The organism is Nonlabens sp. (genome assembly GCF_965657255.1).
Lineage (GTDB): Bacteria > Bacteroidota > Bacteroidia > Flavobacteriales > Flavobacteriaceae > Nonlabens.
This window is the reverse complement of sequence record NZ_CBFHNM010000016.1, coordinates 1-23737: the sequence shown is the minus strand read 5'-3', so window position 1 is coordinate 23737 and position 23737 is coordinate 1. Positions and strand designations below refer to the sequence as shown.

Below are 23737 nucleotides of genomic sequence, written 5' to 3'. Positions count from 1 at the left end.
GAATATGAACAATGCAGGAGTTTCTCCAGCAGTTGCTGCACCTGGAAATGGTGGTGCTTTGCACATTTCAGGTAATCAAGATATAGTAATTACTAATTCTACAGTTTCAAATAATATAGCCGCACGCGAAGGTGGTGGATTATGGAATGGAACAGGTTTAATGACCTTAACACAAGTTATCATGGATGCTAACTTAGCAACAGGTAATGCTGCAAACCAAGGTGGTGCTGGAATCTTTAACAATGGTGGAGATATCACAGCAGATGGAATCACACTAACTAATAATTTAGCACAAGGAACATCAGCTTCTGGTGGTGCTGTGTTAAGTACAGTAGGTACTATATCTTTTACAAACTCAACATTTACAGGTAACTCGGCAAATCGTGCTGGTGGTGCCTTTGAAGTTATTGACGGAACTCTAAATATTACAGATTCTGATGTTTCTAATAATGATGTAAATGGTACAGCTGGTACTCCAGCACCAGGTAATGGTGGAGCAATTCATATCACAGGTGCAACTACTACCAACATTTCAGGTTCTACATTCAATAATAATGAAGCTGGACGTGAAGGTGGTGCTTTATGGAATCAAAATAATAGTATCATGACCGTAAATACATCTTCTTTAGATGGGAATAGTGCTTTTGGTACTGATGTTATCAATGATGGTGGTGGTGCAATTTTCTTAAATGGTGGAACAGTAAATATTACTGGCTCAACTATTTCAAATAATACAGCAACAGCAAGTGGTGGTGGAATAAGTAATTCCAATGGTATTCTTAATATAACTACTTCTACCATTTCAGGTAACACTGCTGGCGCAAATGGTGGTGGAGTTGTAAGTACTGGACCTGCAACCACTTTAAACGCGGTAACTGTGGCACAAAATAGTGCAACTATAGATGCTGGTGGAGTTGGTTTTGCATCTATGAATGGAGGTACTTTTACTCTTAAAAATACTATCGTTGCAGAAAATTCCTCTATGAATGGTGTACCTAACATCGGTGTTAGCACGGGATCTTTTACATCTCAAGGTTTTAACCTAATTGAAATAGATGATATAGTAGACTTTACGCCCATAGCAAGTGATATAGTAGGTACTACAGCAGCACCAGAATTTGCAGCTTTAGGACCACTACAAGATAATGGTGGGACAACCTTTACGCATGCTTTGATGAACGGAACACGAGCTTTTGATGCTGGTGATAGTGCAGATACATTTACTGACCAAATAGGACAAGCTGTTTTTGGAACTCGTGATATTGGAGCTTTTGAATCACAAGTAACATTAAGCAATGAAGAATTCCAAAACGAAGCTATAGCAAGTAAAATTTATCCTAACCCTGCAATAGGAGGAACAGTACAATTAGAACTTTCTCCATCATTTCAATCTGATGTTACTTATCAAATTATTGAAATGACTGGTAAAATAATATCAGTTAGAAAAGCATCTTCAAGAGTGCATACCATTAATGTAGAAAGTTTTTCATCAGGCGCTTACATCATTAAATTAGAGTCTAATGGAAAAGTAGAAAACCTTAGATTAATAGTAAACTAAAACTTTAGGTTTGTTGCCAGAAAATCTGTCTAGAGAAATTTAGGCAGGTTTTTTATGTCAATATTTTTGATGATCTCGCTTTCGCGAAAGCAGAATCTTCAAGATATTCAATAAAAAAAGCAGCTATTTCATAATTGGAATAGCTGCTTTTAAATATACTTCAATTACTCCTTTAGAAAACGACATCGCTTCTCATCGCCGCTATACGTTGCTGTAGACTAGGATGTGAGTAATGAAACCATACATATGCAGGATGAGGCGTTAAGTTGCTCAAACTAGTTTTAGAAAGTGTTTTTAAACCACTTATTAGGGGTTCTTTCTTATAAGTGTCTTTTGCATAATAATCAGCTTGATACTCAAATTTTCTAGATAATAAGCTCATTACTATACCGGTTAAAGTGGAAATAGGAGAGTAGAGCAACCCAAATGCTACAAGACCTATATGAAAAGAAGGAACTGCAACACCTAAAGCTTCAGAAAGTAAGCTACTGTCTACAAATAAAGAAAATAACCATAACGTAAAACCAGTCGTTAAAATACCTGCGATAAGATTGTAAATAATGTGCTTTCTTTTATAATGTCCTACTTCATGAGCCAGAACAGCAACAATTTCTTCTTCTGTTAACTGTTCGATCAATGTATCATATAAAGTGACACGCTTTTCACTACCAAAACCACTGAAATAAGCATTTGCTTTTGTGGAACGTTTGCTACCGTCTATTACAAATATTTTATCTAGTTGAAAACCTACTGTTGCAGCATACTCACTTATTTTATTTTTCAAATTACCTTCTTCAAGTGGTGCTTGTTTGTTAAAAAGAGGAACAAATAGTCTCGCATAAAACATATTCATAAAAAGGGAAATCACTGTAATTAAAATCCACACATACCACCAGAAATTATCTCCAGCCCAGTCATAACAAAGGATGATCAAAGATAAAATCCCACCACCTAAAATGGCTGTTAGAAAATATCCTTTAATTTTATCAAGAATAAAGGTTTTTACCGTTGTCTTATTAAAACCAAATTTTTCTTCAACAACAAAGGTCCCATAAATGGAAAATGGAAGGCCGATAACCTCACTAGCAAGCATGATGATTCCAAAAAATAACAAAGCAACAAGGATCTGATTTTCAACATAGGATCTTGCTATTTCATCTACTATAGCAAAACCTTCAAAATAGAGAAAAACTAAAATACCTATAAATGAAAATGTACTAGAGATCAAACCAAATTTAAAGTTGGTCTTTTTATATTCTTGTGATTTATCGTATTCTTCTGGATCATAGACATCTGCTAGTTCTTCAGGAATAGGTTTTGAATACCAAGTGTAATTGAGAAAACCTAAAACACGTTCTAGTAAAAAATCAAAAACAAGAATTGCTATGAAGATGTAAAATATAGTAGTTGCAGTCATGTAAAGTATAAAATAGATTTATTGAAAATTGCGCTGTCTCTTTGCTTCAAATATTAATATCGCAGCACTTACAGAAACATTCATAGAATCGATAGCACCAGACATCGGGATGATGATGTTTGCTGTAGCAGCATCTCTCATTTCTTGTGATAGCCCTGTAGCTTCTGTTCCTACAGCTATTGCACTAGATTTTTGATAATCGAGCAGGTCATAGCGATCGCTAGTTTGTAATGTCGCCGCATATAGGTTGATGTTTTTTTCTTTCAAAAAGGTAACAACTTCTGCCGTGCTCGCTACCGCTGTAGGAACTGTAAATACGCAACCTACACTAGATCTAATCACATTGGGATTGTATAAATCTGCGGTAGGATTAGCAATGATTACAGCATCTACTTTTGCAGCATCTGCAGTTCTTAATAAGGCGCCTAGGTTACCTGGTTTCTCGGTAGATTCGGCTATGAGAATTAATGGGTTTTCTGATAGTTTTAAGTCAGATACTAGTTGTGATTTTGCTTTCGCGAAAGCGAGACAACCTTCCGTTCCACTTCTATAAGCCAGCTTTTCATAAACCTCTTCTGTAACCGATATGATTTCTGGCTGTTGATCAATTTTAAGATGTGAATATACCTCTACAGAGTCAAATGCTGTTTTATTAAAAAGAATAGGTCCACAAATCAAGAGTTGCTCGATCACAAAATTACCTTGTGCCGCTAGAATAACCTCACGTTGCCCTTCTATGATAAAAAGCCCTTCTTTTTTACGAGCTTTACTTTTACGCTGTAGTTGCTCTACATGACGTATCAAGGCATTATTAGGACTAGAAATGTGTTTCATATTGCAAAAATAGGGTTTTAAACGCGACAGAATGTATCTTTGAAGTACAAACAAATATTATGAATTTTCACACTAGAAAATGGATCAAACCAGAAGATTTGAACCCTAATGGAACTCTTTTCGGAGGCAGACTGCTGGAATGGATTGATGAAGAAGCGGCGCTTTATGCAATTATCCAAATTGAAAACCAGAAAGTGGTGACTAAGTACATGAGTGAAATCAATTTCAAAGCTAGTGCAAAACCTGGCGACATTGTAGAAATAGGTCTAGAGGTGAATAAATTTGGTAAGTCTTCTATAGATTTAAGATGTGAAGTACGTAACAAAATGACGTACGAAACTATTATCACCATTGAGAACATTATTCTAGTCAATCTAGGTGAAGACGGAAAGCCTTTGGCACACGGTAAATCAGAGGTAGAATACCAAAGTGACCGTATGAAAAAGAAAGGTTTTGATACCGATTAAGAACCTGCTTTAAGCTCTTTCTCTAAATATTTTTCTTCCATCCAGAAGGTACCAAAAGGAACTACAGACATGGCAAGAACGATCAATAGCTTTTTAAAATCCCATTTTAGCATTTGGCCTACAACAATAGCAACAACTACATATGCTAGGAAAAGAAAACCATGAGCCATTCCCATAATTTTATTAGGCAATAATATACCACTTAAATATTTGAGTGGCATGGTTAGAAAAAGGATCAATAGAAAGGAGTAGCCTTCTACTATAGCGAGGTATTTGAAGAATTTAACCATCTTTATTTATTCTTTTATCTTGAAGTGACAAAGGTAATTCAGAATCGCGACCGTACAGTTTAATTTCTTGAATATCTGCTGGTAAATAATAACCTTCTTTCATCAATGCGCGCATCACATTTCCTATAACACGACCACGAGTAGTATTTGCGACACGGCCAAAGTCAAAGGTGTCTACCCAAAAGAAGACCTTTAAATTTACCGTACTGGTCGCAAGTTCATCTTCAATCACATAATTTACATGTTCTATGTCTGATACCACTTTAGGATCTTGTTCTAATGCTTTCATTATCGTTGCTTTTGCACCATTGATGTCGTCATCATAATCTACACCTACTATAAAATCCCAACGGAAAAAGCCGTCTTCTGTATAATTAGTTACCGGTAATGTAATCACATCACCATTAGGAATGTAAACATCTTTACCGTCAAAGGTTTTCAATTTAGTATATCTAAACTCGAGCGTTTTTACACGACCAAAGTTATCACCTATTTCTACGGTATCATTGACATTAAAAGGTCTATTAAAACTTAAAATCACGCCGGCTATAAAATTCTGACCTATATCTTTAAAAGCAAAACCAAGAACAACCGCACTTGCACCTGCAGTAGCTAGAATCCCAGCGCTTATATCACCTAATCCTGCAGCTCTTAAAGCCAGCATGATAAAAATAATGATAAGAATAAAACGTATTGCTTTTCCTAAAAAGCGGCTCATAAGTGGATCTTGAGTTCTCTTTTTAACTCTAGCGGTGGCAAATCTACCGATGACACCAGCAATTAAAATACCTAAAATTATTATCGCTAGACCTAATGCAAGTCTAGGAATAAAAGCAACAAATTCTTCATAGTAAGAAATGGTAGTATCTGCTATTTTTTCTGAAAAACTTTGTTGTTCTGCGGTCGATTGAAAAAGCATTAGAATGTTTTACGTAAATATAGATTTTAGGAAAAATCTTTTTGTTAAGTATGGTTTAAATTCTTTGTAATCCTTTTACCTGGATTATTTTTGTGATATGAATGAGAATCAACCCAATATTACAATTATAGGCGCTGGAGTAAGCGGTCTTGTTGCCGCAGTAACACTTCAAAATGCTGGATATAAATCAACTATTTACGATGCACACGCTTTTGTTGGTGGTCGTGTAACCAGTGATGTAGCAAATGGATTGATCATGGATCATGGTTTTCAAGTCCTATTAGACGCTTATCCAGCATTAGAAGAATTTCTAGATATAGAAGCTTTGAAATTGTGCAAATTTGTTCCAGGATCTATGATTTTTAAAGATAGAAAAATACATCGCTTAGGTGATCCTAGAAGAGATTCTAGCTTTTTATGGAGTACGATAATTGCCGGTGTTGGTTCTTTAAAAGATAAATGGTTGGTGTTCTCGCTTTCGCGAAAGCTAAAACTAAAATCACTTCAGGACATATTCTCATCTCCAGAAACAACTACTAAGACCTATCTAGAAAATTACGGATTCTCTACAAAGATGATCTCAAGTTTCTTCATGCCTTTTTATGCAGGTATATTTTTAGAAACAGAATTAGCCACCAGCAGTCGCATGTTTGAATTTGTTTTCAAAATGTTTACCGAAGGAAACGCCACCATACCTGCGGTTGGAATTAAAGCGATACCAGAACAACTAGCTGCTCAATTACCTGCTGATTCATTAAAGCTAAAACAAAAAGTTAATAGTGTAGTAGGAAATGAAGTTACTTTAGAAAATGGTGATACTGTAAAGTCAGATTTTACCATCATTGCGACGCCAGCAGGCGATCTTGTACCTAATCTACCTAAAGAAAATATGCTGTGGCATCAAGTAACTGTCTTATATTTTGAGACCGATCATACTGGTTTTGATGAAGCTATTATTGGTCTTATTGCAAATGAAGATGTATTGATCAATAACTTTCACTTTCTACAAGACGTTTTTGATAATCATAGAAATGTAGTAAGTGTTTCTGTGATAAAAAAACACACTTTAAACGATCAAAAACTAACCGAGCGTGTCATTAAAGAATTAAGAGAAGAAACAGATATAGTGGCTACAGATTTGATTAAACTGTACCATATCAATAAAGCTTTACCACAGTTAGAAAGTATCAACTATTCCATGACCGCGTCAGAAACGCAACTGACAGAAAACGTTTTTCTAGCTGGTGATCACTTAAGTAATGGTTCTTTAAATGCAGCCATGTTAAACGGTAAAGCAGCAGCACAGGCTGTGATCAGTAAGATAGAAAGTGGTGTGTTGCTTTAGATGGAGATAACAGGTCCTTGTTAAACCTTTTGATTTTTTTTAAACCATCCATAGATAATAATCATCTATTTGATAAGTATTATTAATGGTTTGTTTTAAATAATTAAGAATTATTTATAGGTTCTAGAGTTATCTTTATATCAGAGATAACATTATGAAAAAATTACTGATAGTATTCGTTTTATGCATAAGCTATGTGGCTGCTGCACAAGAAATTCAAAGAGAAAAAGTAAACGGTAAAATTATTGTAGAAGGAAGCGATCTACAAGGCATCACTATTTACAACACTACTTCAAAAGTAGGAACATCAACTAATGAAAAAGGAGAGTTTCAAATCAAAGTCGCTTTAAATGATCTAATAGAGATTAGAGCCATAGAATACCAAAACTTTGATGTGAAAGTGATTCCGTTTATTATAAAATCTAAGAAAATGGTTATTTTCTTGATTGAAGAGGTCAATAAACTGGATGCAGTAATTGTCAAGACCAAAAAGCTATCTGGTAATATAAATACCGATATAAAAATGGCAAAATCTTTTCAACTGAAGTCTAATGCACTTTATTTCGGGGTTAAAAATAAAGAAGTAGATTTTGCAGGTAATAACAAGCAACAAATAGAAGATATTGCAACCGTTTCTAATGCAAAGTCCATGGTAACAGGTTTAAATGTTATTAATGTAGTAGATCAACTATTAATACCTTTGTTTAGGTCTGAAGTAAAAGATAAGAAAGCTGCAGGAATACCAGAGGTTCCTGTACGATCGATAAAGTATTATTTGGGGTCTAATCTATTAGTAGACAACTTTGATATTCCAGAACATCGAGTAGAAGAATTTATAAGATATGTAGAAGACGATTCTTTTGATTTTGATCTATTGAACTATGGTAATGAAATAGAATTCTTACAGCTGCTCAGTAAAAAAAGCAAGTCGTTTTTAAACAAAGAATAAAACGTGTAGCACAAGATAGATATACATTGAATATATAACCTCAAGGATTTAAAATTAGGAGTCCTTGAGGTTTTTTATTTCGCTTTCGCGAAAGATAGAAATCACTAACTACCAATTGATTTTTATCCTATACAGTATTCAACACAAAAGGGATAACCGCAACTAAAACATGCGTTTATCCCGTTAGTTTATACAGGATAAAGAGTATATTTGAGTGGATTTGACAAGTTGTGTACAATATGCAGACATACCCAAAATGAAGTACTTTTTTGCCACATTATTACATATCGAATTGTTAGACTTTGAAAAGGAATGTCTTGAAATAATACCTGGACTTAAATTGACCGACGACTCTAGTAAATTAAACGGCTTTTTAAATCCAGATATAGAAGCATTAATCGGCGGAATAGAATATAATCATATTAAAAATAGCGAAGCAATTCTGTTTTTTGAATACGAAGATGAAGATATTGAGGAACACTTTTCTGAATTTACAAATCTTGAATTACTTGGTTTAATACTGTATTGGATTGATGATTTTCTAAAAAAAAAAATAGTTGGATTTTAAAGGATAATGCTGTTGTCTGCGATAACGCCTATTTGATAGATGAGCCGAAAAAAGAAAACGCAGAATGTTCAAGCCAAAGATTGAACTATATTCATAGCCTTTCAGAAGGAGGAATAGATAAGATAAAATTTTCCATAAATGAAATCAAACAGGTTATGGAAATTCACGAAAAAATTGAAAGCTATTTAGCAGACAATAAATCAATGTCCATTACTTTTTCAATGGTAAAAAATTATAGTCGTATTGGACGATTTTCATTTTTTGTGAAATATGCACGGGAATCAAGAAATTTAGGACATAAAATTTTAAATTATTGTTCTGCTCTTGAAACATTATTTTCCACAGATAACACGGAGATATCGCATAAAATAGGAGAGAGAATTGCTTATTTTTTATCTAAAGAATTTACAAAATTAGATACCTATAAAATTATAAAAAAGGCATATACTGTAAGAAGTAAATTAACACACGGAGCAAATATTGACAATAAATTGATTGAAGAGTTACCCGATATATCAAAAGAAATTGACACTATTTTGAGAACAATTATGAATAAAATAATTACGGATGAAAAATTGATTTCTGTATTTGAATCTAACAATCAACTTTTGAATAATTACTTTAACGAATTACTGTTTGCGGAATAATACTGCACACAACAAAGTACTGTGGTAAAAAACAAGTAAAATCTACTTTATTTTATCACTAAAGCACTTCTATAAGAATCATCGTAAATGAGTCCTGATTTTGCTATGGCAAAGGCTTGTTTTAAGAGCTTATTACAGACAGTAATCAAGGCTAGTTTTTTACTTTTTCCTTTGTTGACGATGCGCTCATAGTGTTGTCGAAGTCTTAAGCTTCACCGTATATAGTAACCTTAATTCTCTCTTTTGTTCTTTCTGATTTATGCTATTAAGTTAATATTTTAATATAAATCAAACTCAAGAAGAACTAAGAAACAAGTGTGTTGCACTTATGGGGCGAGCTCAGCAAACATCAACCCTAAAAAAAACTAATTAAGCAAGTAGTTACTTATTTAATGTTAATTGGTAAATGTTTCTTGTTGAAAAATCACTTGTAAATGTTCCGCTTTCGCGAAAGCGAGATTGCAAAAATCACAAAATTTTAAAGTGTATAATTAAAACCAATGGTAAGTTGTCTCGGACGAAGTGAGAATTGTGATTGATTGATAAAGTTTGCGTTACTACTAGAAGTAGTGAAAAAATCTTCATTAAAAATGTTAATTAAGGAAGCTCTTAAAAATAGCTTTTTAGAAGGTTTATAATAGAAAGAAGTGTTAAATAAGGTATTGCGGTTAACATTCTGATCATTTGAAAAAGTAGAAATGACAGATTCTGTTCCTAGATTCCATCTGGTTTTTGAAGATAAGTAAAAATCTACTTCTACTTTATGTTTAATAAAAGTATTAGATGTTTCAAAATCATTTATTTGAGATAAACCATAATTTATAATCCCTTGATAAGATATTCCATACCAAGTATTATTATCGAGTGTTAATTCTAAATTCCCAGAGTGAGATCGATTAATATTTTCTTGTGGTATGTCATTGAAAAATTGTTCTGATTTGAAATTTCGGTAGCTGTAGCTTAAGTCTGTTTTTATTATTCTAAAAAATGATTTGGTAAAACTGAGTCTATTGCTCCATCCTTCTAGTATATTAGGCTGTTTAACGGCATCTGTTGTAATGAGTCCATTGTCATCAATTGAACTAGAAATAGTAAAATCTGATTTGTTTTTAAACCACCTAAAATTATTAGATATGATTACTCCTTTTAAAATACTCTTGTAAGTTAAAAAATGATTCAAAGCATCTTCTCTCCTAACATTTACTGCATTTGGATTTCTAGATAAGCTTGTAAAGTCTCTTAATTGTAGACCTGTAAATAGTTGATTAAAAGTTGAGGTATTTCTTGTCCTGTTATATCCTAAAGAACTGTTCCAATTTTGATTGAATTTATAAGATGCATTTACACTCGGCTCAAAGAAAAAATAGTTATTTGAATTGCTATTTAATTCACTAGTTCTATTTTTTTGATTTAAATTAATAAAGGTGACTTGTGGATTTAACCTAAAAGTAAAACGTTTCCACTGCCACGAACTAGAAAGAGAGCTTACCGTTTGAAAGGAGTTTAACGTATAATCTGCAGAAAACGGAAAAACAGGAATACTAGAATTGGCGCTATTATTTTGAGTCAAACTGCTTAAAAGACTTTCACTGCTCCAGTTGATAGTTTGTTTTAATTCTAATTTTGTTTTTTTAATATCAAAATTATAAGAAGAAAATGCTCCTATATTAAGTCTATTAATGTCATTGAGTTGTTTTGTAAAATCTGGTGTAAAACTGGGATTGAAGACAGACTCAAACTGTGCGGGAAGTACTTTTAATTCTTCTTTCTGTTCTTCATAGCTTATTAACAATCCACTATTTAAAATTTTATCACTGATCGAGGTTTTAAGTTCTAAAGAATTTGAGAAAGAAATTTTATCTGAGAGATAACTTGCATCTATGGCTTCTTGATTTTGCAGTAAAGAGGAATTTCCGTCAGAGTTCACCGCATTAAACATGGTTTTATTTTTTAAATAAAAATCATCTCTATTAATCTCTGCAACTACGCCAGCATCGTACTTACGTTCTAGCAACTGGTTTTTTATGTTTCTATTTACAATGGTGCTATCGTTATCAAAATAGTAGGCACTATTATCATTGCGTTCTATCTGATTAAAATTATAATTATGGTTGATACCGGTTTTAAATATGACATCGTTTTTAGTTTTATAAAGAGCGTCATTAGTTATGGCATAGGACTCGTTATCTAACCAGTATTTGTTAGAAATAACGGTTCCATTCATATCTGGTTCATTGATAATATTTATCTCTGGCAGTTTTAATGCCGCTAGATTTCTATTGCCGCTAGTTAGACTGCGACCGTTATCTTTAAGAGATTTACCTATGTTGTTGATTTTAAAACTTGCGATATCTTGAAGTTTTTCTTTTAAATATATAGGCGTGATTTCTGCATTTCCAGTTAGTAATGGAACTCCTAAATCTCCTTTGGAACTGCCGAAAACAAGACTGTGATCTTCTTTTATTTTGAGATTAAAAGCCACATTATCAGATTCTGTTTTTCCTATATCGATGCGTGCGTGATTGTGTTTTTGCATGATATCAATATCTTCTACGGCGCTGGCAGGAATACCTCTGGTAGCAATGTTATATTTACCTTCAAGAAGGTCAACACCATTGATGTATAAATGGCTTATAGGTCTTTCTTTATATCTTATTTGTCCATCATCACTTATAGTAACGCCCGGAATGCGATCGATTACTTCTTCAATACTATAGTCTTTTTCTTTTTTAAGTCCAGCCACATTATAGGTAATGGTATCTCCTTTTATTTCTATTTTCTTTTTGGCATGAAGTATAATGTCGTCCAGTTTATTCACAGCAACTTTGAGAACTACATCTACATTTTGTGAGCTTGCATTTTTTTGAATTTTCAAAGTTTCATACTGCATATGGCGATAGGTCAACCATATAGAATCCAGATTTGTATTGTTTTTTACAATTAATACATAGCTTCCGTTTTCTTTTGAAGTAGAATAAGCTAGAATTTGTTCTTCGTTTTGTGAATTAGATGCGATGATACTTACAAAGGGAATGGTGTTGTTCAAAGAGTCTTTTACGACTCCTTTTATTTGGACGTTTTGTGAGAAACAAAAAACTGGCATTCCCAATAGAAACACCAGTTTGCAATATTTTAATTTGGTTATTATTTTAGGTTGTAGCAGTATAAACCAACTTAAGAACATAAATTTAAAATTGGTTAAAAAGCAAACTATAATTTAATTAATTCAATAAAATTTAAGTTAGAGATTTTAGAATTATCTCTGAAACGCACCTCATTGCCATCAGCATCTACTTGTTTAAATTCGATATCTCCAGATCTAGCACTATTTCTAAATTTAGCTTTTTCCCTTAACGTAAGGCTATTGTATTTATATTTTAGAAAATTAAATTTTAAATGATCGATCTCAATTATTTTATCTTTCTCAACCTGATACAGTTTTTCAAGAGGCTTTTTCTCTTTACTTACATATCCATAAAGTTCAAAATCATAATCTTTAGTAGCATCATTCATTTTAACAATCAATCCAGGCAATCCTTTGAATTTATATGGCCCAAAAGGTATCGGTATGTCAAGTGCGTACCACGCTGTCCATGACCTACCTCCATAAGTTACAGTGGCTTTTTTACAATTGTAACCTAACATCTCTTTGGTTTCTGGTGTTAATTGCCATTCTAAATTTAAAATTTCCTTGTATCGATATTCATTCGCACCTAATACTTCACTGTAATAGATCGTGTCATTTGATATTTTTACGGTATTGTTGTTAAACGTAAAATACTTATTCCTATCATTACTTGTTTCTAACCCTTTAATTTTTAGACTATCCAAGCACATAATGTTGTACGATTGATAAATCGCTTTGTTATTGCGCACCAATAATCTTGTGTATTCCTTTCTTGGACTTTCCCAGTCGTTGTAGTATTTTCCTGAAAAAACATACGTAATGCTGTGCATCTTCTCATTAAAATCTTGTGCATTTAATTGATTTGTAAGAAAAAAAATAAGTGATAAGAATAAATATTTCATAAGTTTAAAGTGCTATTGGATCTAAATAAGTGTCTCTGTTTACTTGACCACATCGAGCTTCTAGTGTAACTCTAATGTCTGCTTCTTCTTCTATAGTAGGTGCAGAAAATGTTACGTATGGGAAGAACATAGATGGTGTTGCAACAGTTCAACAAGTTCCAGTTGAATTACAAGAGGTCGAAATAAGAGTCGAGTTATCTGGACATTCTTCTTCAATTGTCGTAAAGCTTAAGCAAAAGACGGCAGTTAAAATAAAAAGTACTTTTTTCATAATCAAAGTATTAAGGTTAATAATACGTCAATTCTAAAAAAAAAAACTTAAGAAGCAAATATTTTCTTAATTAATGTTAATTGATAATTTTTTGTTGTTAAAAAAAAGCTGGTTAATATTCCGCTTTCGCGAAAGCGAGAACCTCACAAACCCTATCTTTATCCATTAGAAAAAGAAGACCAGTGCAAGAACATATTTCCCAACTTAACGACGCTCAAAGAGAACCTGTTTTACAAAAAGAAGGACCGATGATCATCATTGCTGGCGCAGGTTCTGGAAAGACTCGTGTGCTTACCATACGCATCGCTTATTTGATGCAGCAAGGCATCGATCCGTTCAATATTCTGTCGCTTACGTTTACCAATAAAGCGGCAAAAGAGATGAAAAAACGTATTGGTGAGATAGTAGGTGCCAGTGAAGCAAAAAACCTATGGATGGGAACTTTTCACTCGGTTTTTGCCCGTTTATTACGTGTTGAGGCAGACAAGTTGGGTTATCCATCTAATTTTACGATCTACGATTCTCAAGATTCACAACGTCTTACCAGTGCCATCATTAAAGAAATGGGACTGGATAAAGATGTGTATAAATACAAACAGATTTTCTCTAGAATATCTTCTTTAAAAAATAGTTTGATCACCGTGCGTGCCTATTACAATGATGCCGATTTACAAGAGGCAGATGCGATGGCGCGACGACCTCGTTTTGGCGAGATTTATAAAGAATACGTAGAGCGTTGTTTCAAAGCAGGAGCGATGGATTTTGATGATTTATTGTTAAAAACTAACGAGCTCATCAACCGTTTTCCAGACGTGCTGGCAAAATATCAAAATAGATTTCAATACATACTCGTAGATGAGTATCAGGATACCAATCACTCGCAATATTTGATCGTTAAAGCGCTGTCAGATAAGTTTCAGAATATTTGTGTGGTAGGAGATGACGCACAGTCAATTTATGCTTTCCGTGGTGCAAATATCAATAACATTCTCAATTTTCAGCGCGATTATGATAATGTAAAAGCCTATCGATTAGAGCAAAATTACCGTTCAACAAAAAATATTGTAGAAGCAGCAAACTCTATTATTGAGCATAATAAAACTAAACTTGATAAAGTAGTATGGACGTCTAATCAAGATGGACCTAAGATAATCGTGCATCGCCTGATGAGCGATTCTGAAGAAGGTCGCTATGTTGCCAGTTCTATTTTTGAGAATAAAATGCAACACCAACTGGACAATGGTAAATTTGCTATTCTTTATAGAACAAATGCACAATCTCGTTCTATGGAAGACGCGCTGCGCAAGCGCGATATTCCCTACCGTATTTATGGAGGACTTAGTTTCTACCAGCGTAAAGAGGTAAAAGATGTGCTTTCTTATTTACGATTGATTGTCAATTCTAAAGATGAAGAAGCTCTTAAACGTGTTATCAATTATCCAGCTAGAGGAATAGGTTCTACAACCATGGATAGACTTATTGTAGCTGCAAAACAATACGACCGAACACTTTTTGAAGTGATCGAAAATATCGATCGATTAGATATAGCGATTAATAGTGGTACTAAAACAAAGTTGAAGAATTTTGCTACCATGATCAGGAGTTTTCAGGCTTTAGACGAGACTCAAAATGTGTTTGAATTAACAGAACATGTCTTGAAGAAAAGTGCTTTAATTACAGAGCTTAAAAAGGACGGGACGCAAGAAGGAATTTCTCGTATTGAGAATATTGAGGAATTATTAAACGGTATGCGTGATTTTGTCGAGGGACAAAAAGAAGTTGCCGATGCGCGTGGTGCACTTTCAGAATTTCTAGAAGATGTTGCCCTTGCAACAGATCTAGATAATGATACCGGCGATGATGATCGTGTTTCTTTAATGACCATTCACTTATCAAAAGGACTTGAATTTCCATACCTATATATTGTGGGAATGGAAGAAGACCTTTTCCCTAGTGGTATGTCCATGAATACTCGTGAAGATCTTGAAGAAGAACGTCGCCTTTTCTACGTGGCATTAACTCGTGCAGAGCATCAAGCTTATTTAACGTATACATTAAGCCGTTACCGCTGGGGAAAACTGGTTGATGCAGAACCTAGCCGTTTCATAACAGAAATTGACGATCAATATCTAGAATACACGACGCCTCCAGATACATATCGTTACAAACCTTTAATGGATAACGATTTATGGGACGAGCCAGATAAATCTAAATTACGCCAGACCAAACCTAAGAATGGAACGCCACCTAGTGTAAGCCAACCTAATGAGGAACAAATTAGAAAATTGCGCAAGATGCGTCCAGTAAATAGCGCCGCTTCTAAATCTAGTGCGCCAGCTGGTTTTGATGGCGATTTACAAAAGGGAATGATTGTAGAGCATGCTCGTTTCGGTCGTGGGATTGTAGAAAACCTAGAAGGAGTAGGCGGCGAGAAAAAAGCCGAAATCAATTTTCAAGTAGGCGGATTAAAGAAATTGTTACTGCGTTTTGCAAAGTTAGAGGTAGTGGAATAGTAGAACACTTCTTTTTGCGATATTCGTAATTTAACGGCTAAATATTCAATTTTTGTCATATATAGCATCGTAATAATTTTAATTCCTTAAAAATGAAAACTTTGTTGTAAATTTCTTTTAATATATTATTAAAAACGCTCACTTTTATGCGCTTATACTGATTTATGAATAACGCATACATTAAAGGGACTGGTTCTTATGCACCGGCAAACGTAGTAAAAAATGACTTTTTTGAATCTGTAGGATCTAACGATGCCTGGATACAGAAAAACTTAGGAATAAAAGAAAGAAGAATCTCTACAGGAGAAACCACAAGCGATCTTGCCGCAATGGCAGGTAAAGAAGCCATAAAAAATGCAGGGCTTACATCTCAAGATATTGATTTAATAATTCTAGCAACTGCCACACCAGATAAATTAGCTCCTTCTTGTGCCTGTTTTGTACAAGAGAAACTAGAGGCTTTTAATGCTGTTGCTTTCGACATATCAGCTGTTTGTTCTGGAGCTTTATTTGCTACAACAACGGCAGTCCAATTCATTAAATCAGGAATGTATAAAAACGTTCTAGTAATAGGAGCAGATACCTTTTCAAATATTACAGACTGGAATAGAAGAGATGCTGTGTTTTTTGGTGATGGAGCAGGAGCTATGGTAATTTCACACACTACAGAAGATAAAGGTTTTGTAGATTTTTCATTACATACTGATGGCCGTGGAAAAGATTGCTGGAATATCCCAGCTGGCGGATCTCAAACTCCTACAACTGAAGAAACGCTTCAAAAAGGCTTACAATATTTCCAAATGGATGGTCCAGCTGTCTTTCAAACCGCTGTAAAAGTAGTGCCACAGTCTATTGAGGAATTACTTGAGAAAAATAATACCAAAATAGAAGCTATAGATTACCTCATACCTCATCAACCTAGCATAAGGATTTTAGAAGAAGTAGCTCAGCGTATTTCCCTGCCTTGGGAAAAAGTAATGACTAACATGGATAGGTATGCAAATACTTCTGGCGGTACTATTCCAATAATGCTCGATGAGACAGTTAAGAAAGGATTGCTTAAAGATGGCGATATGGTTTTATTTGCAGCCGTAGGTGCAGGATGGACTTGGGGAACAGCTCTTTACAAATGGTAATTTTCACCTCTTATTAATTAATTCAAACATATTTATTATGATGCTTGCTCATAAAACTTTTTTAATCACCGGTATTGCAGACGAGCATTCCTTAGCCATGTATACTGCAAAGGAAATTGTCAAAAATGGTGGTAAAGTCGTTTGCACCGGATTAGGTGTAAGCCCTTATCATCAAAACTTGTCAGATAAAGCAAAAGCTTTCCTAAATAAGAACTTTGAGGATTTTAAAACCTCAGTAAAAGAATCGTTGGGCGATGCTTTAGTTGCGATACTAGATGTTTCTATAGATGAAAATATTGAGTCATTTGCAAAAGAGTTATCAGATAAAAATATCAAACTAGACGGCTTTTTACACGCTATCGCGATGGATAAAACCATCCGTAAAAAGGAAGTGAAACCTCTAATCGATGTCACTTTAAATGAATTTTGCGACACTATGAATGTAAGTGCATATTCTCTAATTAGAATTACTCACCATCTTTTGAATCACAAGGTTTTACAGGATGGCGCTTCAATTTGTTCTTTGAGTTATATAGCTGCAGCAAAAGTAACTTTTCACCCATATAGAAATATAAGCATTGCAAAAGCAGCTTTAGAACGTATCACCGTAGAACTGGCAGACGAATTAGGACGCAAGAATGGAATTAGGGTAAACGCAATTCGTTTTTCACCTTATATGGGAAGCAAGGCTGGTAATGCTACCTTAAAAGAAGAAGACGTGAATACGTCAAATAAAATGAGTCCTTTAGGTAATGCCGTGCCACAAGACCTCGCCTTTGAAATCAATCACTTATTTAGGCCAGAAAGCCGTATTACTGGTGAGATAAGGCATGTAGATGGTGGTTATCATATTACAGGATAAATATTTCAGGTTATTTTATTTGTAGGTTTCTGGACTTAAGGGGAGAAGAAGCTTCTTTTTAGTTCCGCTTTCGAGAAAGCGGAATATTAAAACTACTTTTACACTATAATTTTAACCAACTACACATGAATAATATAGAATACCCAATTAAGTTTTCTTTCAAAGTAACTACACTTAGTAATGACTTTACTGCAAAAAATGCCTCAGGTCAAACCATTGCTTATGTGAAGCAAAAAATGTTTAAGCTCAAAGAAGCAATAACGGTTTATAGTGACGAGAGTAAAACAAGAATTCTTTATACTATTGCCGCAAATCAATGGCTGGATTTTAGCGCTGCCTATTCTATCAAGGATGCCAATGAAAAAGAGATAGGAAAAATTGCTCGTAAAGGATGGCGCAGCATGTGGAAAGCAGAGTATGATATTGTTAACCAAAATAATGAACCTCAATACAAAGTTCAAGAGGCAAATGCATGGGTAAGAGTAGGAGACTCTTTACTTGGTGAAATACCAGTTTTAGGTTTCTTTACAGGTTATTTATTTAATCCTACTTACAATGTCACAAATAGAAACGGTGAGATCGTAGTGAAGTTAAAAAAGAAACCTTCATTGTTAGGGAAGGAATTTGAGCTAGAAAAAACCGCAAACATCGATGAAGATGACAAAGAACTTGTGATGCTAGGTCTTATGATGATGATATTGCTAGAACGACGTAGAGGTTAAAAACTACTTTTAATTAAACTAAAAACGAAGGTCAGTTTAACTGATTTTCGTTTTTTTGCTTTTACTAATACAGGTTAAGCTATGGTTGATCTTATTTGGGATTTAAAACCAGTTTCATTTACCTTTGAAAGCACATCAATAAAACAGCTAGATTGCCACTTAATTTTCTTTCTACTCCTATAGATTACCTCGGCGGCGTTGGGCCAGAAAGAGCCAAGTTATTGCGCAATGAATTGCATATTCACACCTATGGAGATTTAGCAAATCTTTTCCCTAATCGATATATAGATAAAACCAAATATTATAAAATCAATGAACTGGTACCAGATAGTGCGCAAGTTCAGATTTTAGGTAAGATCGTTAACATAAAAACTGCTGGTTCTGGAAAAGCAACACGATTAGTGGCCACATTTGCAGACGAGACTGGGAGAATGGAGCTCGTTTGGTTCCGCAGTCAGAAGCATTTTAGAGACAGTTTAAAGATCAATGAACCTTATGTGATTTTTGGTAAAGTCCAGCGTTACGGTTCTCAGTATAATATGGCGCATCCAGATCTGGAATTACTTGCAGATCACAAATCGCGTAAGCAAAGTGCCATGACACCAGTTTATCCCAGTACTGAAATGCTGGCAAAACGTAAAATTACCAATACGTATATCGTAAAGTGTATGCGTAAACTATTTAGTGAGATTCACGGTTCCTTTATAGAAACTCTTCCTGATGATATGCGAGAGCATTACAAATTAGTTGGGAAGAATGAAGCAATGGTGAATATTCACTTTCCATCATCACCAGAATTTTTAAGAGCTTCTATCTATAGGTTAAAATTTGAAGAATTGTTCTTTATACAAATGGAATTGTTACTTCAAAATAGAATCAAAAAAACAAAAATTAAAGGTTATGTTTTTGATCAAGTAGGAGATAAGTTTACAGATTTCTACAACAATCATTTGCCTTTTGAATTGACTGGCGCACAAAAACGTGTGGTAAAAGAAATCCGTGCTGACATGGGAACTGGCGCACATATGAATCGATTGCTTCAAGGAGATGTAGGCTCAGGAAAAACCATTGTGGCGGTTCTTACAGCTTTACTTGCATTAGATAACGGTTTTCAAGCCTGTATTATGGCACCTACTGAGATACTTGCACAACAACATTATACTGGTGTTTCTGAATTGTTAGATAAGACAGGAATTACAGTTTCATTGCTTACAGGCTCTGTCAAAACAAAAGATAGAAAAGTCATTCATGAAGGTCTAGAAGATGGATCCCTTAATATTCTAATAGGAACTCATGCGCTTATTGAGGATAAAGTAAAGTTTAAAAACTTAGGAGTAGCCATTGTAGACGAGCAGCATCGTTTTGGAGTAGCGCAACGTGCAAAACTGTGGAAGAAAAACGATTTACCACCGCATGTGTTGGTTATGACCGCAACACCTATTCCTAGAACACTAGCTATGAGTTTATATGGCGATCTCGATATATCGGTAATTGATGAACTGCCGCCAGGTCGTAAAGAGATCAAAACCGTACATCGTTATGATAAAAATAGATTGGCGGTTTTTGGATTTATAAGAGATGAAATTGCTCTAGGTCGACAGATTTATATCGTATATCCCTTAATTGAAGAGTCTGAAAAGTTAGACTATAAAGACCTACAAGATGGTTATGAAAGTATCGTTAGAGAATTTCCTTTACCTAAATACAATGTGAGCATTGTTCATGGACGTATGAAACCAGCCGATAAGGACTATGAAATGAATCGTTTTGTAAAAGGTGAGACACAAATCATGGTTGCAACAACGGTTATAGAAGTAGGCGTTAATGTTCCTAATGCCAGTGTTATGATTATTGAAAGTGCCGAGCGTTTTGGTCTTTCTCAATTGCATCAGTTGCGTGGTAGAGTAGGACGTGGTGCAGACCAGAGTTATTGCATTCTTATGACTGGTCATAAATTAAGTAGCGATTCAAAAACAAGATTAAAAACCATGGTAGATACCACAGATGGTTTTCAAATTGCTGAGGTAGATCTTAAATTACGTGGTCCAGGAGATATAATGGGAACGCGACAAAGTGGTGTGATGGACTTGCGCCTGGCAGACATCGTGAAGGATAATCAGATTTTGGCACTTGCCAGAGAAGCGGCACAGAAATTACTCGCTAAGGATATCAAAATTGAGTTGCCAGAACATGTAGGTGTAAAACGTGTGATGACTTTTTTGCAGAATAAAAAAGGTCTTTGGAAGTATATCAGTTAAGTTTAAACTTAAATCAAAATCTAAACGCCGATAAGAATTGCTTTGTTGCAAAAGACCTCGACATGCTCAGTCTGACTCGTTACTAAATAGAATTTTAATTAAAGATGTTTTTAATTCCGCTTTCGCGAAAGCGAGACTAAAACAAACATTTTGTTTCATTAAATTTTAAATAATTCAAAGAGACTTAAACATTAACGTTAAATATCTCTTTAATGATTGCTAGAGTAGGGCGTGAGTTGTATTTTGGATATAAGGAAGAAAATTATGGATTATAATACAATAAAAACGCTGGGCGATCTTAAAGCCGCTGGTTGGAAATCAAAATCGATTAAAGAAGAACTGCGAGATAATCTCATTCATAATATAAAACATGATATCAACTCTTTTACTGGGATTCACGGTTATGAAAATACGGTAATTCCTGAATTAGAAAGAGCGATTTTATCACGTCACAATATCAATTTATTAGGATTGCGAGGACAGGCAAAAACGCGTCTTGCTAGATTGATGACAGGATTACTGGATGAATACATTCCTTTTGTGACCGATAGCGAGATCCATGATGATCCACTGGCACCACTGTCCAGAACAGCAAAAGAATTGATTGCAAATCACGGTGATGATACACCTATTTCTTGGTTACATAGAGATGATCGTTTTTATGAAAAACTAGCCACGCCAGATGTTACTGTAGCCGATTTAATAGGAGATATTGATCCTATTAAAGCAGCCAACTTAAAATTAAGTTATGCTGACGATCGCGTGATCCATTATGGAATGATACCACGCGCAAATCGCTGTATTTTTGTGATTAATGAATTGCCAGATTTACAAGCGCGTATACAGGTGGCGCTTTTTAATATCCTACAAGAAGGAGATATTCAAATACGTGGTTTTAAATTACGTTTATCCTTAGATATGCAATTTGTCTTTACAGCAAATCCAGAAGATTATACCAATCGTGGTAGTATCGTAACACCTCTTAAGGATAGAATAGGTTCTCAAATTTTAACGCATTATCCTGAGAATATCGCTATTGCAAAAACGATTACTCAACAAGAAGCAAAGAACGATTCTAGAACTGAAGAAGCAGTTTACGTACCAGAACTAGCAAAGGATTTACTGGAACAAATAAGCTTTTGTGCAAGAGATAGTGAATATGTAGATGAAAAAAGTGGTGTAAGCGCTCGTATGAGCATTACTGCTTTTGAAAATTTATTAAGTACCGCAGAACGTCGTTGCTTAATGAATGGCGACGAGAAAACGAGCATTCGTTTTTCTGATTTTACAGGAATCATTCCAGCAATTACGGGAAAAGTAGAGTTGGTTTATGAAGGCGAGCAAGAAGGAGCCGCTTTTGTAGCAAACGAATTAATAGGTGCTGCGACCAAAACTTTGTTCCCGCAGTACTTCCCAGAGATCAAGAAACTAGTAAAAGGAGATGAAGAAACGCCTTATGACAAGTTAATTGAATGGTTCTTCAATAATGAAGGATTAGAATTACTAGACGAATTAAATGACAAGGATTATCAAGCATTGATAGATCAAATAGAACCTTTAGAAGACCTAGTACAAAAGTACCAGCCAGAGACCACTAAAGAAGATCGCAATTTTATAAAAGAATTTATTCTATGGTCATTAGTAGAATTTGATAAATTGAGTAAAAAGAGATTTACTGAAGGTTATCAGTTCAACGATTTGTATAGCGATTTTATAAGAGGAATTTAACCTAAGATTTCAATCTCAAATATTAAAGCTATTGTAGATTGAAAAATCGGTTTAGAACAGGCAACTATCCTCAAGATAGTTGCCTGTTTTTATTTGGCACATTTTTTTGCTTACTTAGTTTATAGTATTTTTCAGTTTTAATTTAATAATTAGAGATGATTGCTCGCGTCTCTTTTTTTACTCTTCCTATTTATGTCTTTTTCTCGTGTTGCTAGATTTCTGTCCCTATTAATAATGACAGCTTTTTCATTGATAAGTTGTAAAGAAACCGAGAAAGCACAGGTTGACATGGAGTTGTTTGAGGCAGAAGACCTAGCTATGAGTATTGAGAAGAGTTTCAACACCTATTCTACAGACAGTTTAACAGATTTATTTAGTCCAGCATTGTTTGCTAGAAGATTAGGTGATGACTTTATGCGCAGGCCTAGAATGGAAAGACAGTATTTGTACAGCATATTTAATAATCTATACAAACAAAATATCGAGGCGTATATAGAAGAATCAAAACTATTAAAACACGAGTTTTCTTTATTTGATGTTCATAAGAACAATGAAGTTTACCGTCTCAATTATCAAGTCTCTGAAAAAGAAACCGGAATTCTAATTAATTATATGGTATTCTATGTTAGAAAAGATAGAGAAGGAAATTTGAAATTAGTGAATATGTATAGTGTTAGTAAAGGTTTTAGTCTAGCACAAACGATAAAAGAATTTATTGAGATAGCAGAAACAGATAGCCGTATAGATATGAAAGCCCAAGAAGCAGTTAGTTATAGAGAAAAGGCTTTTAATCAATTATCATTGGGCAATCATCAAAAGGCCTATGATTTAATGTCACAAATTGATTCTAAATTTTTACAGACTTCCAATTTTGCCTATTATAAAGTGTTGTTGTCTTCAAACGTATCTGATAGTCTTTATAGAAGCGAGTTAGAATGGATACGTGCTCTAACTTCAAACGAGTCCAGCAAGCAGTTTTATGATTGTATGATTAATTACATAGATGACAAAAGCGATGAAAATTTTTTAGACTGTCAGGAAAAGCTTCAAGAAATCTTAATGACCTATTAATATTTGAAGATGCAGATACATGGTTAAATATACAATTCTGTTTTTATAAAGAAGTTTGTAATCAAATAGCTCCAGGCGAAAACATAACCATCACCAGCTTTATAAACAAAACTAGAACCACTATTTCACAAAGTCTTAGATCAGAAGGGAGAG

General features: G+C 34.3%; 20 protein-coding genes and 1 pseudogene. 13 read left to right on the top strand and 8 right to left on the bottom strand.

Features of this window, described 5'->3' with window-relative positions; translation table 11 throughout:
• The coding region (locus ACTF54_RS13150; protein WP_438969552.1) for a choice-of-anchor Q domain-containing protein at positions 1–1558 on the top strand (1558 nt) is incomplete at its 5' end.
• 172 nt (positions 1559–1730) lie between these two features.
• Here ACTF54_RS13150 and ACTF54_RS13145 read toward each other — a convergent pair.
• Entirely contained in the window at positions 1731–2975 is a 1245-nt protein-coding gene (locus tag ACTF54_RS13145; protein ID WP_347196691.1) for a M48 family metallopeptidase, read from the bottom strand.
• Positions 2976–2993: 18 nt separating this feature from the next.
• Positions 2994–3809 (bottom strand): TrmH family RNA methyltransferase, encoded by an 816-nt coding sequence (locus tag ACTF54_RS13140; protein ID WP_347196690.1) that lies wholly within the window; start codon positions 3807–3809, stop codon positions 2994–2996.
• Between the two features lie 59 nt (positions 3810–3868).
• Between ACTF54_RS13140 and ACTF54_RS13135 the strand changes: the two genes are divergently transcribed.
• Positions 3869–4276, top strand: coding sequence for an acyl-CoA thioesterase (locus ACTF54_RS13135; protein ID WP_347196689.1), 408 nt, complete (start codon positions 3869–3871; stop codon positions 4274–4276).
• On the opposite strand, the gene ACTF54_RS13130 is transcribed toward ACTF54_RS13135, so the two are convergent.
• Together ACTF54_RS13130 and ACTF54_RS13125 are read right to left on the bottom strand one after the other, a co-directional pair.
• The gene (locus tag ACTF54_RS13130) at positions 4273–4566 is read right to left on the bottom strand and encodes a DUF3817 domain-containing protein (RefSeq protein ID WP_347196688.1); all 294 of its coding nucleotides are present in this window, start codon (positions 4564–4566) and stop codon (positions 4273–4275) included. The genes ACTF54_RS13135 and ACTF54_RS13130 overlap by 4 nt on opposite strands.
• A complete protein-coding gene (locus ACTF54_RS13125; RefSeq protein WP_347196686.1) occupies positions 4559–5485 on the bottom strand; it encodes a mechanosensitive ion channel family protein in 927 nt (308 codons plus the stop codon). Before ACTF54_RS13125 ends, ACTF54_RS13130 begins: the two co-directional genes overlap by 8 nt.
• Positions 5486–5582: 97 nt before the next feature.
• Between ACTF54_RS13125 and ACTF54_RS13120 the strand changes: the two genes are divergently transcribed.
• The 4 genes from ACTF54_RS13120 to ACTF54_RS13105 all read left to right on the top strand — a co-directional run bounded on the left by ACTF54_RS13120 (position 5583) and on the right by ACTF54_RS13105 (position 8994).
• Positions 5583–6830: a protoporphyrinogen/coproporphyrinogen oxidase gene (locus ACTF54_RS13120; protein ID WP_438969551.1), complete on the top strand. Its 1248-nt coding sequence runs from the start codon at positions 5583–5585 to the stop codon at positions 6828–6830.
• A gap of 154 nt (positions 6831–6984) precedes the next feature.
• A complete protein-coding gene (locus tag ACTF54_RS13115) occupies positions 6985–7779 on the top strand; it encodes a carboxypeptidase-like regulatory domain-containing protein (protein ID WP_438969550.1) in 795 nt (264 codons plus the stop codon).
• Positions 7780–8035: 256 nt separating this feature from the next.
• Positions 8036–8347 (top strand): hypothetical protein, encoded by a 312-nt coding sequence (locus ACTF54_RS13110; protein WP_438969549.1) that lies wholly within the window; start codon positions 8036–8038, stop codon positions 8345–8347.
• 32 nt (positions 8348–8379) lie between these two features.
• Positions 8380–8994: a hypothetical protein gene (locus tag ACTF54_RS13105; protein WP_438969548.1), complete on the top strand. Its 615-nt coding sequence runs from the start codon at positions 8380–8382 to the stop codon at positions 8992–8994.
• 47 nt (positions 8995–9041) lie between these two features.
• Here ACTF54_RS13105 and ACTF54_RS13100 read toward each other — a convergent pair.
• The 4 genes and pseudogenes from ACTF54_RS13100 to ACTF54_RS13085 all read right to left on the bottom strand — a co-directional run.
• A pseudogene (locus ACTF54_RS13100) lies at positions 9042–9194 on the bottom strand (IS110 family transposase); the annotation flags it as partial.
• Between the two features lie 278 nt (positions 9195–9472).
• Complete coding sequence (locus tag ACTF54_RS13095; RefSeq protein ID WP_347196937.1) at positions 9473–12097, bottom strand: hypothetical protein; 2625 nt, start codon at positions 12095–12097, stop codon at positions 9473–9475.
• A 107-nt stretch (positions 12098–12204) separates the two neighbouring features.
• Positions 12205–13023, bottom strand: coding sequence for a GLPGLI family protein (locus ACTF54_RS13090; RefSeq protein ID WP_347196938.1), 819 nt, complete (start codon positions 13021–13023; stop codon positions 12205–12207).
• 4 nt (positions 13024–13027) lie between these two features.
• The gene (locus ACTF54_RS13085) at positions 13028–13153 is read right to left on the bottom strand and encodes a hypothetical protein (RefSeq protein ID WP_438969547.1); all 126 of its coding nucleotides are present in this window, start codon (positions 13151–13153) and stop codon (positions 13028–13030) included.
• A 389-nt stretch (positions 13154–13542) separates the two neighbouring features.
• Here ACTF54_RS13085 and ACTF54_RS13080 point away from each other — a divergent pair, with 389 nt between their 5' ends.
• The 7 genes from ACTF54_RS13080 to ACTF54_RS13050 all read left to right on the top strand — a co-directional run bounded on the left by ACTF54_RS13080 (position 13543) and on the right by ACTF54_RS13050 (position 23584).
• Positions 13543–15807, top strand: coding sequence for an ATP-dependent helicase (locus tag ACTF54_RS13080; RefSeq protein WP_438969553.1), 2265 nt, complete (start codon positions 13543–13545; stop codon positions 15805–15807).
• Positions 15808–15971: 164 nt separating this feature from the next.
• Positions 15972–16943: a beta-ketoacyl-ACP synthase III gene (locus ACTF54_RS13075; RefSeq protein WP_347196941.1), complete on the top strand. Its 972-nt coding sequence runs from the start codon at positions 15972–15974 to the stop codon at positions 16941–16943.
• Between the two features lie 37 nt (positions 16944–16980).
• Positions 16981–17805 carry an SDR family oxidoreductase gene (locus ACTF54_RS13070; protein ID WP_438969546.1) on the top strand — a complete coding sequence of 275 codons (825 nt, stop codon included), beginning with the start codon at positions 16981–16983 and terminating at the stop codon, positions 17803–17805.
• A gap of 125 nt (positions 17806–17930) precedes the next feature.
• Positions 17931–18527 carry a hypothetical protein gene (locus ACTF54_RS13065; protein WP_347202162.1) on the top strand — a complete coding sequence of 199 codons (597 nt, stop codon included), beginning with the start codon at positions 17931–17933 and terminating at the stop codon, positions 18525–18527.
• Between the two features lie 152 nt (positions 18528–18679).
• Positions 18680–20785, top strand: coding sequence for an ATP-dependent DNA helicase RecG (gene recG, locus ACTF54_RS13060; RefSeq protein WP_438969545.1), 2106 nt, complete (start codon positions 18680–18682; stop codon positions 20783–20785).
• 264 nt (positions 20786–21049) lie between these two features.
• Complete coding sequence (locus ACTF54_RS13055; RefSeq protein WP_438969544.1) at positions 21050–22513, top strand: magnesium chelatase; 1464 nt, start codon at positions 21050–21052, stop codon at positions 22511–22513.
• Positions 22514–22705: 192 nt separating this feature from the next.
• Positions 22706–23584 carry a hypothetical protein gene (locus tag ACTF54_RS13050; protein WP_438969543.1) on the top strand — a complete coding sequence of 293 codons (879 nt, stop codon included), beginning with the start codon at positions 22706–22708 and terminating at the stop codon, positions 23582–23584.
• Positions 23585–23737: the final 153 nt, after the last annotated feature.

What these genes read in the sequence shown, in the direction of transcription:
- ACTF54_RS13120 (WP_438969551.1), top strand. Translation starts at nt 5,583, where the DNA reads ATGAATGAGAATCAACCCAATATTACAATTATAGGCGCTGGAGTAAGC.
- ACTF54_RS13070 (WP_438969546.1), top strand. Translation starts at nt 16,981, where the DNA reads ATGATGCTTGCTCATAAAACTTTTTTAATCACCGGTATTGCAGACGAG.
- ACTF54_RS13130 (WP_347196688.1), bottom strand. Translation starts at nt 4,566, where the DNA reads ATGGTTAAATTCTTCAAATACCTCGCTATAGTAGAAGGCTACTCCTTT.
- ACTF54_RS13095 (WP_347196937.1), bottom strand. Translation starts at nt 12,097, where the DNA reads ATGCCAGTTTTTTGTTTCTCACAAAACGTCCAAATAAAAGGAGTCGTA.
- ACTF54_RS13065 (WP_347202162.1), top strand. Translation starts at nt 17,931, where the DNA reads ATGAATAATATAGAATACCCAATTAAGTTTTCTTTCAAAGTAACTACA.
- ACTF54_RS13090 (WP_347196938.1), bottom strand. Translation starts at nt 13,023, where the DNA reads ATGAAATATTTATTCTTATCACTTATTTTTTTTCTTACAAATCAATTA.
- ACTF54_RS13145 (WP_347196691.1), bottom strand. Translation starts at nt 2,975, where the DNA reads ATGACTGCAACTACTATATTTTACATCTTCATAGCAATTCTTGTTTTT.
- ACTF54_RS13080 (WP_438969553.1), top strand. Translation starts at nt 13,543, where the DNA reads ATGATCATCATTGCTGGCGCAGGTTCTGGAAAGACTCGTGTGCTTACC.
- ACTF54_RS13140 (WP_347196690.1), bottom strand. Translation starts at nt 3,809, where the DNA reads ATGAAACACATTTCTAGTCCTAATAATGCCTTGATACGTCATGTAGAG.
- ACTF54_RS13125 (WP_347196686.1), bottom strand. Translation starts at nt 5,485, where the DNA reads ATGCTTTTTCAATCGACCGCAGAACAACAAAGTTTTTCAGAAAAAATA.
- ACTF54_RS13050 (WP_438969543.1), top strand. Translation starts at nt 22,706, where the DNA reads ATGTCTTTTTCTCGTGTTGCTAGATTTCTGTCCCTATTAATAATGACA.
- ACTF54_RS13055 (WP_438969544.1), top strand. Translation starts at nt 21,050, where the DNA reads ATGGATTATAATACAATAAAAACGCTGGGCGATCTTAAAGCCGCTGGT.
- ACTF54_RS13110 (WP_438969549.1), top strand. Translation starts at nt 8,036, where the DNA reads ATGAAGTACTTTTTTGCCACATTATTACATATCGAATTGTTAGACTTT.
- ACTF54_RS13115 (WP_438969550.1), top strand. Translation starts at nt 6,985, where the DNA reads ATGAAAAAATTACTGATAGTATTCGTTTTATGCATAAGCTATGTGGCT.
- ACTF54_RS13135 (WP_347196689.1), top strand. Translation starts at nt 3,869, where the DNA reads ATGAATTTTCACACTAGAAAATGGATCAAACCAGAAGATTTGAACCCT.
- ACTF54_RS13075 (WP_347196941.1), top strand. Translation starts at nt 15,972, where the DNA reads ATGAATAACGCATACATTAAAGGGACTGGTTCTTATGCACCGGCAAAC.
- ACTF54_RS13085 (WP_438969547.1), bottom strand. Translation starts at nt 13,153, where the DNA reads ATGTTCTTCCCATACGTAACATTTTCTGCACCTACTATAGAAGAAGAA.